This is a genomic window from Sediminicola luteus, assembly GCF_002514735.1.
GTDB lineage: Bacteria > Bacteroidota > Bacteroidia > Flavobacteriales > Flavobacteriaceae > HQA918.
In genome coordinates, this window is sequence record NZ_NBWU01000005.1 from 53,265 (window position 1) to 65,648 (window position 12,384).

Annotated in this window: 11 protein-coding genes; 1 reads left to right on the top strand and 10 read right to left on the bottom strand. The window is 44.2% G+C overall.

The window, feature by feature from the left end:
- Positions 1–65: 65 nt before the first annotated feature.
- Positions 66–761, top strand: coding sequence for a porin family protein (locus B7P33_RS15530; protein ID WP_097443130.1), 696 nt, complete (start codon positions 66–68; stop codon positions 759–761).
- On the opposite strand, the gene B7P33_RS15535 is transcribed toward B7P33_RS15530, so the two are convergent.
- The 10 genes from B7P33_RS15535 to rpsB form a co-directional block, all read right to left on the bottom strand.
- Positions 756–1,361: a hypothetical protein gene (locus tag B7P33_RS15535; protein ID WP_097443132.1), complete on the bottom strand. Its 606-nt coding sequence runs from the start codon at positions 1,359–1,361 to the stop codon at positions 756–758. The two genes, B7P33_RS15530 and B7P33_RS15535, sit on opposite strands and share 6 nt — an antisense overlap.
- Positions 1,361–2,812 (bottom strand): RNA polymerase factor sigma-54, encoded by a 1,452-nt coding sequence (rpoN, locus tag B7P33_RS15540; RefSeq protein WP_097443135.1) that lies wholly within the window; start codon positions 2,810–2,812, stop codon positions 1,361–1,363. Before rpoN ends, B7P33_RS15535 begins: the two co-directional genes overlap by 1 nt.
- A 46-nt stretch (positions 2,813–2,858) precedes the next feature.
- Positions 2,859–4,292 carry an asparagine--tRNA ligase gene (gene asnS, locus B7P33_RS15545; protein ID WP_097443137.1) on the bottom strand — a complete coding sequence of 478 codons (1,434 nt, stop codon included), beginning with the start codon at positions 4,290–4,292 and terminating at the stop codon, positions 2,859–2,861.
- Between the two features lie 167 nt (positions 4,293–4,459).
- On the bottom strand, positions 4,460–6,853 hold the full coding sequence (locus B7P33_RS15550; protein WP_097443138.1) for an efflux RND transporter permease subunit: 2,394 nt from the start codon (positions 6,851–6,853) through the stop codon (positions 4,460–4,462).
- A gap of 109 nt (positions 6,854–6,962) precedes the next feature.
- Positions 6,963–7,967, bottom strand: a complete 1,005-nt coding sequence (locus B7P33_RS15555; protein WP_097443139.1) for a hypothetical protein — start codon at positions 7,965–7,967, stop codon at positions 6,963–6,965.
- A gap of 3 nt (positions 7,968–7,970) precedes the next feature.
- Positions 7,971–8,651, bottom strand: coding sequence for a hypothetical protein (locus tag B7P33_RS15560; RefSeq protein WP_097443141.1), 681 nt, complete (start codon positions 8,649–8,651; stop codon positions 7,971–7,973).
- A 141-nt stretch (positions 8,652–8,792) separates the two neighbouring features.
- The gene (frr, locus tag B7P33_RS15565) at positions 8,793–9,347 is read right to left on the bottom strand and encodes a ribosome recycling factor (protein ID WP_097443142.1); all 555 of its coding nucleotides are present in this window, start codon (positions 9,345–9,347) and stop codon (positions 8,793–8,795) included.
- 24 nt (positions 9,348–9,371) lie between these two features.
- The gene (pyrH, locus tag B7P33_RS15570) at positions 9,372–10,076 is read right to left on the bottom strand and encodes a UMP kinase (protein ID WP_097443144.1); all 705 of its coding nucleotides are present in this window, start codon (positions 10,074–10,076) and stop codon (positions 9,372–9,374) included.
- A 118-nt stretch (positions 10,077–10,194) separates the two neighbouring features.
- The gene (gene tsf, locus B7P33_RS15575) at positions 10,195–11,160 is read right to left on the bottom strand and encodes a translation elongation factor Ts (protein ID WP_097443146.1); all 966 of its coding nucleotides are present in this window, start codon (positions 11,158–11,160) and stop codon (positions 10,195–10,197) included.
- A gap of 106 nt (positions 11,161–11,266) precedes the next feature.
- Positions 11,267–12,319: a 30S ribosomal protein S2 gene (gene rpsB, locus B7P33_RS15580; RefSeq protein ID WP_097443148.1), complete on the bottom strand. Its 1,053-nt coding sequence runs from the start codon at positions 12,317–12,319 to the stop codon at positions 11,267–11,269.
- Positions 12,320–12,384 lie beyond the last annotated feature (65 nt).

Sequence of the window (12,384 nt, forward strand, 5' to 3'; positions counted from 1 at the left end):
TTAGTTCTATAGTAATAGAAGCCCCAAGCCTAGGTTTGGGGCTTTTTTTTGTTTTATATTTACCTATGTTTCGCAACTATTTTTTTGGCTGTTTGGCCGTTTTGGTTTTTAGTGAAAGTTACGCCCAAACTGCTACGGATAGTATTGTGGTAGATGATAGATATAGGGACGATCAGTTTTACCTAGGGGTGGTATATAATTATTTGATCGAAGGACCCACCGGTACAAATCAATCTAATTTTTCTTATGGGCTTATGGGTGGCTTTGTTCGGGATATGCCTATTAATAAACGAAGAAACGTATCCTTTGGGTTGGGCTTTGGATATGCTATAGATCAGCAATTTAGTAATATTAGGGCCCAAGAGACCAAAAGCGGTGTCAGTTACGATGTTATACCGTCTAATGAAGATTTTAACAGAAATAAACTACGCTTACATAGAATTGAATTCCCATTAGAATTCCGTTGGCGGACATCCACAGCAACCGATTATAGTTTTTGGCGTATTTATGCGGGATTTAAGTTCGGTTATATCGTAGATGCCAAAAGTACCTTTGAGAATAATGACGTACAATTGAACTTCAAAAACGAGGATTTACGAAAATGGCAATACGGCCTTAGTCTGAGTATGGGATACGATAGTTTTAACCTGTATTTCTATTATCCCCTGACCCAGCTTTATAAAGATGGTGTCCAATTGGATGATGGTCAGGAAATAGGCTTAAAAGACGTGCGTATCGGACTTCTATTCCATATATTATAACCAAAACTTAAACGTTAGCATCTGGGCCGTGACACCTAGTAAAAAGCCAAGTAGAAGTTCAATGGGGCTATGTGCTTTCAAGTAATAGCGTACGGTGATTAAAATTCCGGTAGAGGCTACCAAAAATGCCAGTAGTACGGTAAGATTAATGTGAAAATGAAGGCTTAAAGCCAAGGTAAAGACCAGAATACTACTTATGGCCATTACGTGCATACTTACCTTAAAGCGCATCAGTAATAATACCAATGCGGAGAAAAATGCCGCTATAACCGCTAGAAAAAAGTAATATAGTTCGGGAAGCCCACGGTTAGGTAAAAGTTTATATACGATAAAGAGAAGTATGCACAATTGAATCATATAGGGGTACTTCCGCTCTTTAAGGCCAAAAAGGAAAACCGATTTGACCACCCCGAATTTCTTCAGGATATAAAAGCATAAAATAGGTACCAGAATCGTAAGTATAAAAATGGGGAACAAAATAGCCTTTACCTCTTCAGCGCTGTTGTACCTTGGACTTACCATAAAATAGGTGATACAGCCTATCAAAGGCATAAAAAGCGGGTGATAGAGGTACGAGATAAGTCGGGCCAGTTGGTTCATTAGATCTGTTTTCTAAGTCTGGCGACGGGTATACCTAACTGTTCCCTGTATTTAGCAACGGTCCTACGGGCTATAGGATAGCCTTTTTCTTTTAGAAGGGCGGCCAGCTTGTCATCTGTAAGGGGTTTTTTCTTTTCCTCTGCGCTGATTACGGTTTTCAGAATGTTCTTGATCTCGCGCGTAGAAACATCTTCCCCTTGTTCGTTTTTCATCGATTCGGAGAAATATTCCTTGATCAATTTGGTGCCGTAAGGGGTATCTACATATTTACTGTTCGCTACCCGCGATACTGTGGAAACATCCATTTGTATCTCATCGGCAATGTCCTTTAGGATCATAGGTTTGAGTTTTTGCTCATCACCCGTTAAAAAATATTCCCGCTGATGTTCCATGATGGCCTTCATGGTAATGTATAAGGTCTGCTGCCGTTGCCGTATGGCATCGATAAACCATTTGGCGGCATCTAATTTTTGCTTAATAAAAAGCACGGTGTCTTTTTGTGCCTTGGTTTTTTGCTTGGTGTCCTTATAACCGGCCAGCATATTGTTGTACTCCCTAGATACGTGAAGTTCGGGGGCGTTTCTCCCGTTTAGGGTCAGTTCCAGTTCCCCTTCTACGATCCTAATGGAAAAGTCAGGGACCACATGCTCTATGTTTCGGCTGTTTCCGGCATAGGAACCCCCAGGCTTCGGATTCAAGCGTTCAATCTCACCAATGGCATCTTTTAGGGCCTCTTCATTTACATGGTGGCGTTGCAATAATTTGGCATAATGCTTTTTGGAAAAGGCTTCAAAAGAACGTTCTATAATGTCCAAAGCCAATTGTACCGAAGGGGTTTGTTCCTTTCGTTTAAGTTGAATGGCCAAACATTCTTCCAGCGATCGTGCACCCACCCCGGCCGGATCTAAGCTTTGTACTACTTCCAAAACAGCCTCCAAGGTCTCCATTTCGGTATAAATGTTCTGGGTAAAGGCCAAGTCGTCCAAGATATCGGTAAGCGGTCTTCTTATGTAGCCGCTATCGTCTATACTACCCACCAAAAATTCGGCGATTACCCATTCGTCATCACCCAAAGCGATTGTATTCAACTGACCCATTAAATATTGGGTGAACGAAGTGCCGGAAGCATAAGGCATGCTCTTTTCATCTTCATCGGCCGAATAATTGCTGGTATGGGTACGATAATCTGGAATTTCGTCGTCGCTAAGGTATTCATCTATATTGATGTCCTCGGCTTCGATCACTTCACCTTCCCGTTCCTCGGGACCTTCGCCATACAACTCGTCGACCTCGGTTTCCGACTTACCGCTCTCCAAGGCCGGGTTCTCTTCTAGTTCCTGTTTTAATCGCTGTTCAAAAGCTTGTGTAGGCAGCTGGATCAACTTCATAAGTTGGATCTGCTGGGGCGAAAGCTTCTGCGATAATTTGAACTGAAGATGTTGCTTTAACATGCGAAGACTGGGCTTTGGTCAGAACTATAAAATTACGGATTCTCTCTTAAAATTCCGCATTTTGGGGCGTTCTCGGAAAAGGGATTACATCGCGTATGTTCCCCATGCCGGTAGCAAACAAAACCAGCCTTTCGAAACCGAGTCCGAAACCACTATGTACCGCCGTACCGAACTTTCGTAAGTCTAAATACCACCAAAGTTCCTTTTCGTCAATATCGAGGGCCTTGATTTTTTCCTTAAGTACATCCAAACGTTCCTCACGTTGCGATCCCCCAACGATTTCACCGATACCCGGGAATAGGATGTCCATGGCCCTTACCGTTTTTCCGTCTTCGTTCAAACGCATATAAAACGCTTTAATATTGGCTGGGTAATCAAACAAGATCACAGGGCATTTAAAGTGCTTTTCTACCAAATAGCGTTCGTGCTCGCTCTGTAGGTCGGCACCCCATTCGTCTATGGGGAATTGGAACTTTTTCTTCTTATTGGGTTTAGAGTTACGTAGTATGTCGATGGCTTCGGTATAGGATACCCTTTTAAAGTTGTTTTCCGAAACGAACTTTAACTTTTCAATTAATGCCATTGGACTGCGTTCGGCCTGAGGTTTGTTCTTTTCCTCATCCAAAAGCCTTTTGTCCAAAAACTCCAGATCTTCTTGGCAGTGCTCCAAAATATAGCCGATGACACTTTTTATGAAATCCTCGGCCAAATCCATGTTGTCATCGAGGTTGTAAAAAGCCATTTCGGGTTCAATCATCCAAAACTCGGCCAAGTGGCGCGAGGTGTTCGAATTCTCGGCCCTAAAAGTGGGGCCAAAGGTATATACCTTACCCAAAGCCATGGCGTAGGTCTCCGCCTCTAACTGGCCCGATACGGTAAGGTTGGTCTCCTTGCCAAAGAAATCTTGTTTATAGTCTATGTCACCTGTCTCCGTTTTTGGTGGGGCTATGGCGTCCAAGGTGCTTACACGGAACATTTCCCCGGCACCTTCGGCATCGGAACCTGTAATGATAGGCGTATGTACGTAGTTGAAACCGTTTTCCCTAAAGTACTGGTGTACGGCAAAGGAAAGGGCTGAACGTACCCGCATGATCGCACTAAAGGTGTTGGTGCGGATTCGTAAATGGGCGTTTTCGCGCAAGAACTCCATAGAGTGCTTTTTAGGCTGTATAGGGTAGGTGTCGGGATCGGCACTACCATGCACGAAAATATCGGTGACTTGAACCTCGAATTTTTGTCCACGACCTTGGCTTTCGATCAAAGTACCGGTTATTCGGAGGGCCGAGCCCACGGTTACTTGCTTAAGCAAGGCCTCTTCAAAATTCTCGAAATCAACAACACATTGTATGTTATTCAGGGTAGAGCCATCGTTTAGGGCAATAAACCTATTGCTCCTAAAACTTCTTACCCATCCGTTTACTGTGACCTCCGTTAGGGGAGGGGTGTTGGTCAAAACCGCTTTGATACTGCTGTGTTGCATGATTTAATTTACAATTGTTCTCTAATCGAGATTGGTGTACCCATTTTTAGGTTCACCGGAATACTATTAATTTATGAAAGCCCATACCGGCCTTAGGCTAGTATTGACAAGCCCCAAAGATAGTTTTTTTGCTAAAAAAGGCCAGCAATGAAAATCAGAAAGAAGGCTTAATTGCCCTCTTGGTCTACCTCTGACGGCAAGATATTGATCTGTGGTTTTTTTAAAGTCTTTCGGTTGGCGATACTACGCTCTAAAGAAAGCAGTAAAGAGGGTAGTAATACCAAATTGGCCAACATGGCGAACAATAGGGTGGCCGAGACCAAGGCCCCAAGGGCAACCGTACCCCCAAAATTGGAAATGACGAATACCGAAAAACCAAAGAACAGAACAATGGAAGTATAGAACATACTTACCCCGGTCTCACGTAAAGAGGCATATACCGATTTACGGATCTTCCAGCCGCTACTGTTCAGTTCTTGTCTGTATTTGGCCAGAAAATGTATGGTGTCGTCTACCGAAATACCAAAGGCGATACTGAAAACCAAAATGGTACTCGGTTTTATGGGTACGCCGGCAAAGCCCATAACACCGGCGGTTACTACCAAGGGGAGTAGGTTGGGGATCAACGATATCAAGATCATTTTAACCGACCGGAACAAATAGGCCATGAACAAAGCGATTAAGCCAATGGCCAAAGCTAGTGAGAGTATGAGGTTGTTTACCAGGTATTTGGTGCCTTTTAAGAACAATAATGCTTTCCCGGTCAAATACACCTCGTAGCGCTCGCTTGGAAAAATTTTGGCGACCTCTTCCAGAAGGTCTTTTTCAACTTCTTCCATACGTTCGGTATCCATGTCGCGCATATAGGTGGTCATGCGGGCCACTTGTCCGGTACTGTCTACAAACCCACTTAGAAGGTCACTGTTGTCCGACGATTTTCGGGCGTAATCGAGTATAAAGCTGTTCTCTTGGGAGGTGGGTAATTGATAGTATTTGGGAATGCCGTTATAAAAGGCCTGTTTGGAGTATTTTACCAAATTAACCACAGAAACGGGCGTTGATAGTTCAGGGACCTCTTCAATGGCCTGGCCCAGGCGGTCCATACGTTTTAGGGTGGCTGGCTTCATGATTCCCTTTTTTCGCTTACTGTCTACCACGATTTCTACCGGCATTATCCCTTTGAATTCCTCTTCAAAAAAGCGGATGTCCTCAAAAAAGGCTTCCCCCTTTGGCATGTCTTCAATAGGGCTTCCAGAGATGTCGATTTTATAAATACCGATAATACTGATGACCAGTAGGATGACAGACGTGATATATACATTGATACGTTGGTGACGAACAATGTTTTCCATCCATTTTACAAAACTGTCAATCCATTTTTTGTTCAAATGCTTCAAGTGCTTGGTCTTAGGCATCGACATAAAACTGTAAACGATAGGAATGATCAAGAGCGACAGTATGAAAATGCCTAGAATATTGATCGAGGCCACGATACCGAATTCCTTCAGCAATTTACTGTTGGTAAGAATAAAGGTGGCGAAACCCGAAGCCGTAGTGGCATTGGTCATTAAGGTGGCATTACCAATTTTGGCGATTACACGCGTTAAAGACAGAGCTTGGTTTCCGTGCTTCTTGACTTCTTGTTGGTATTTGTTGATCAAGAAAATACAGTTCGGGATCCCGATAACAATGATCAAGGGTGGGATCAGGGCGGTAAGCACCGTAATCTCGTATTGGAAAATACCCAAGGTGCCAAAAGACCACATTACTCCGATCAGTACGATACACATCGAAATCAGTGTGGCGCGTACGCTTCTAAAGAAAAAGAAGAAAATCAAAGAGGTGACCAACAGGGCGGCCAAAACAAACTTGCCCATCTCGTCAATAATGTTCTGGGCATTTTTGGTGCGTACATACGGCATGCCGGAAATACGTACATCCATTTGGGTCTCTTCCTCAAAATTGGCGACCAAGGTACTGAAGTCTTCCAGGATGAAGTCTTTACGTACATTGGTATTCACGATGTCTTTATCTAAATATACCAGGGTGCGTACCGTGCCACTCTCTTTGTTGAAAATCAAGTTTTCGTAGAAGGGTAGGTTGTTGAAAAGATGCTCGGTAAGGGCGTTTATTTCGCTTTTATCCTGAGGTGTGTCTTTTAGCCAGGGCTTTAGAGTAAATTGCTCGTTTATGGTATCCTTGACCAATTCTTGTAGGTTGTCCAATGACAGTACAAAGTCAACCTCAGGGAAAGCCTGAAGTTGTTTGCTTAATTTATTCCATCGGTTGAAATGGTTTGGAGTGAACAGGCTGGAATCTTTGATACCCAAGACCATTACATTTCCTTCTTCCCCGAATTGTTCCAAGAAGGTCTGGTACTCTATGTTAGTAGGATGGTCGTCCGGAAGAAGGTTTGCCTCAGTAGTAGCGAACTTCATGTGTTTCCACTGAAACCCCATAAAAACGGTTACCCCTGCAATTAGGGTAAGTATGAGAATACGGTTCCGTAAAATGGTGCGTGCCACAGTGGCCCAAAAGCCTTGTGTTATTTTAGATACCATAGATGGCCATTAATTGGCGGCAAAGGTAAGGATTATGCTATAGGCTTCCTACCGCAAACGAAGGATCTAACGGCAAATTAAGATGTATACCGGTTTTGGTTATGTTGAGCTAAGAAGAAACGCCCCATTTGGCCAAAAGATAGTTGGTGATCTTTCGTTTTTGGGATTCGTCGAACAATACTTCGGCTAAGAAGAATTCGTTGAATTCGGCGGCGATGTAGGTGTCCATATTTCGATTACGGTACAATCTGAGTTCGTCTATTATGGGCCCCATTTGGCCGTTTGAAGTATTAACGGTATGGTTTACGCGGGTTACACCATCTACCGAAACCAAAAGTCTATTGGCCGATTTGTCGTATTCGATATAAAATACATGAACCTGGGTGTCAAATGGAATTAGGGGTAGCCAACTTGTACCGCTGTTGGTTTTTCGACAATAGCCGAAATAGAAGGTGCTTCGGTCGTTGGTGGTGCTTACTTGCCAGGCCCCACCAATACGTGGTCCGTTCGGATTTTGTTGCGAGGTAGATGAAGAGCTGGCAATAAACGAATTATAATTCCCTGGATTGGGATTGGTCGCTCTCATTACGAAAATAAAGGTGAAATCGTCCGTAAGATTGGGTGAGATGTCTTTGAACAAATGGTCGTCTACTCCATCTCCCTGTACCTTGGCGTTGGTACGGTAACTGGGCGAGGTTGCGGTATTTGGCACATAGGTAGCCGAGGCCCAGGGGTCAATACTGGTTCGGTATCTGTTGTGTGCTGTGAGATGGTTATTGTTCGGAGTATCATTTATTCCATCGTTATTCGTGTCGCGGTACGAAATGTCTACCCATTGAAAAACATCGCCACTAAAAAACGGTTGAGAGGCATTATAGCCATTGGCAATGCCATTTGCGTTGAAATTGGTGTAATTGTAGTCGATTATGGTCTGGGTACTATCGGCCCTATAACGTGCGATCATACCCGGTAGGTTTTTGGGGTAATCGATCTCTACATAGTAAGGCGCGGTAGTGTAGCGGTTGGTACGCAGAACTGAGGAGAATACCTCCTTGTCTTGGGCTTGCACCAAAATAGGTAGTAAAACACAAAGTATTCCTAAAATTCTTCGCATTGGCTAGTTGCTAAAAGTAATGGTACAAGTAAGCCCTTCGGGTTCGTTGTTGGTTACTTGGGTAGTATTCAGGCGTAAAATGTCACCTGCGCTCACCGTAACGCTACCGCCAACAGTGGCTTGTCCTGTGTAATTTCCCGATGCAACCGATACAGTAACCACTGTGCTTTCCGAGCCTCCTTGTCTATGTCTAAGGGCTACTTGGGTGTTTCCGCCGCCAGAACCTGCGGTATACACGGAAGCCCTTATTCTTTGAATTTCCATGCCGTCCAGTTCATCTGGAATCACATATATAATCTGTCCATCTCTAGCGAGTACCAATTCTTCGGCCAAATATTCATTGATACTAACATGTTGGTAGGTTATGGCTTGATCTACATAGGTTTTGGTAGCGGCATCATTGTTATCTACCGGGGTGCCGAGGTTTTTAATGAGGGCACCATTGGCATCATTGCCAAAGTTCAAAAGTTCTTCAAGGTCTTTGTTGATGTTCCTGAGGCTGCCATCGGATAGGCCAACATAGAGTTGCCCGCTGGGCAAAGCACGGTACATATCGCCTTCCGAAGCGGTGTTATAGGTGGTAGCAGCGGCATCGGTGATATCGGTTTGCGCCTGTATTTGAAAACAACATATAAAAGCAATGGCAAAACAGCCTAAACGGGCTTTTATGGAATGTAATAACATAGGGTGTATATTCTGGACCAAAAACAAAGTAAAGCGGCTTGTTCCGTATAGGGAAATATTAGTTGTAGATTGGTAAAAAACTGTTGTATAAACCAAAAAAGACGGCACTTGGGCCGTCTTTTGCAATAGTATATTGATCGGTTAAACCGTCATAATCTCTTTTTCCTTTACCTCGTAGATGTCGTCGACCTTTTTGGTGTAACTATTGGTCAGGTCTTGGATATCCATTTCGGTATTCTTGGTCAAGTCTTCAGAAGCTTCTAAGTCCTTGAGCTCTTTATTGGCATCTTGGCGGGCGTTACGGATACTGACCTTGGCATGCTCGGCCTCTGCCTTGGCTTGTTTGGTCAATTCCCTACGTCGCTCTTCGGTTAATGGGGGTACACTGATAATTATAGTCTCGCCATTGTTCATGGGGTTAAAGCCCAAGTTGGCATAGGTAATGGCCTTTTCGATTTCTTGAAGCATGCTCTTTTCCCAAGGTTGAACCGAAATGGTACGGGCGTCAGGGGTATTTACGTTGGCAACCTGCGATAAAGGGGTCTGTGAGCCATAGTAGTCTACCATAACCGTAGAGAGCATTACGGGACTGGCCTTACCTGCGCGAATCTTGGCCAAAGCTTTTTCTAAATGGCCCAGGGCGGCGTCCATATTTTCTTTAGTGCTGTCTAGAATAAATTTTATGTCTTCTTCCATAATATCTAAAAATTGGTAGCTTGCTTATTTAACGGTAGTTCCGATCTGTTCCCCAGATAGCAACTTTTGAAGGTTGCCTTGGGTGTTCATATCGAAAACCACAATAGGTAGTTCGTTTTCTTTGCTTAGGGTAAAGGCTGTGGTATCCATGACCTTTAAGCCTTTGTTCAATACTTCGTTAAACGAAATCTTATCGAATTTGGTAGCCGTGGCATCTTTTTCAGGGTCGGAAGTGTAGATACCATCAACTCGGGTGCCCTTTAGAATTACATCGGCTTCAATTTCTATGGCGCGTAGTACGGCTGCGGAATCGGTAGTAAAGTATGGGTTTCCGGTTCCTCCTCCAAAAATGACCACTCTGCCTTTTTCCAGGTGTCGAATGGCTCTTCTTCTGATAAAGGGTTCGGCCACTTCGTTGATCTTTACCGCCGATTGTACCCGGGTTTCCAGACCTACGTTTTCCAAAGCGCTCTGTAGGGCCAAGGCATTGATTACCGTGGCCAGCATGCCCATATGGTCGCCTTGTACCCGATCCATGCCCGCACTTACACCTGAAACGCCCCTGAAAATGTTTCCGCCGCCAATAACAATGGCTACCTGGGTGCCTTTGTCAACAACGGTTTTGATTTCCTCCGCATATTCGGCCAGCCTTATAGGGTCTATGCCGTATTGTTGGTTACCCATTAGGGCTTCGCCACTTAATTTTAATAAAATGCGGTTGTATTGCATGGATTTAAGATTAGATTTTGGCAAAAATAATCAATTTTTAGGTGGGTAGGCCGTCGAATTTATAGAAACGAAAAAGGGCCGCCGAATGGCAGCCCTTTTGTATGCGATTATACTATGGTTATCCCAAAGAAACACGTTTGAATCCGGCAACTTCAACCTCGCCGTAAGAAGCTACGTGCTTGGCAACGTTGGCTTTTTCGTCTTTGATGAATACCTGGTCTAACAAACACTGCTCTTTGTCCAGGGTGGTGTTGTCAGAAACGAATCTGTCCATTTTACCTGGAAGGATCTTGTCCCAAATCTGCTCTGGCTTACCTTCGGCCTTCAATTGGGCTTTGGCGTCTTCCTCGGCCTGGGCCATAACCTCAGGGGTCAATTGGGACATAGAGATGTACTTAGGTACATTTTTCAATGTTTTTCCTAAACGGGCCAACTCTTCGTTGTCTTTTTCGATTACAGCGATACGTGCTTCGGTTTCAGAGGCAACATAAGCCGGGTCGAAATCTTTGTAAGACAAAGTAGTGGCTCCCATAGAAGCAACCTGCATGGCCAAATCTTTAGCCAACTCTTCGGCTTTGTCGATTTTAGCGGTAAGACCTACAACAGCACCGATCTTGTTGATGTGTACATAAGAACCAACATAAGGAGCTTCTACTTTTTCAAAAGCTTTAATCTCTAGTTTTTCACCGATAACACCAGTTTGCTCGATCAATTTGTCGGCAACGGTCATACCATTGAAGTCAGAGGCCAACATTTCTTCTAAAGAAGCGTAGTTTAAAGCGTGCTGGGCCAATTCTTTGGCCAAGCTTACGAAACTTTCGTTCTTACCTACGAAATCGGTCTCACAACCCAATACGATGGTAACACCTACAGTATTGTCGGCGTTAACAGCAGCTGCAGCGGCTCCTTCGGTAGACTCACGGTCGGCCCTTTTAGCGGCAACCTTTTGTCCTTTTTTACGAAGTACCTCAATGGCCTTGTCAAAATCGCCTTCGGCTTCTACCAAGGCTTTTTTACAATCCATCATTCCGGCCCCAGTGGCCTTTCTTAGTTTGTTTACTTCTGCGGCGGTAATCTTTACCATTTTTATCGCTTTTTAAAATTCCCCTAAAATAATTCCTGTATTACTACTTGGGTTTAGGGCAATGTTAAATTAATATTTAGTTATATCAATTCTATTGAAAAGGGGCTTATTCGATTCCTCCTTTTACTTCGTCTTGCCAAGTTTTCAACTCATCCCACTTGCCATCGGCAGCCATTTGGGCTTGCTTTGGCCAAGAGGCTGGGTTCTTAGAAGCATAAGCACCACCGGCTTCGGCCAAGATGGCTTTAAGGTCTTCTTCGCTTTTAGCGGCCAAATCGGCATAGGTGTTGATGCCTTTACCTTGGAAGATCTCGGCGATTTTTGGGCCAATACCTTCAACTTTGGTCAAATCTTCAGTGGCAGCTGTGGCCTCAGCGGCTGGAGCAGCCTCTGCAACTGGAGCGGCGGCTTCGGCTTTAGGAGCTTCCTCTTTTTTGGCAGCACCTTCTTTTTCAGCTTGCTTTTCAGACTTACGCTCGGCCAAACCTTCGGCAACGGCAGCAGTAGCGGCGGTCATAATAGCCTCGATAGAACGAGAAGCATCATCATTGGAAGGAATAACGAAATCGATAGGCCTTGGGTCGCAATTGGTATCGACCATAGCGAAAATAGGGATGTTCAACTTCTGGGCTTCCTTAACGGCGATGTGCTCACGCATAGTATCAACGATGAACAACGCACCTGGTAAACGGGTCATGTCAGAGATAGAACCTAAGTTCTTTTCCAGCTTGGCACGTAAACGATCTACTTGTAAACGCTCTTTTTTAGAAAGGGTGTTGAAGGTACCGTCTTTCTTCATACGATCGATAGAAGCCATTTTCTTAACGGCTTTACGAATGGTTACGAAGTTGGTCAACATACCACCTGGCCATCTTTCAGTGATGTACGGCATGTTTACGGCTCCGGCCTTTTCGGCTACAATGTCTTTAGCTTGTTTCTTGGTGGCTACGAAAAGGATTTTTCGTCCACTAGCGGCCAATTTTTTCAAGGCTTCTTGAGCCTCTTCGATCTTAGCGGCTGTTTTGTAAAGGTTGATAACGTGAATACCGTTACGCTCCATATAGATGTATGGGGCCATGTTCGGGTTCCACTTACGGGTAAGGTGACCAAAGTGTACACCTGCCTCTAAGAGGTCTTTAACTTCTGTTTTGTTTGCCATTTTTGTATAATAGTTTACGTTCCGTTGAATTAGCAATGGTAAAGTGGTACGCTTGGCGAGCCTCT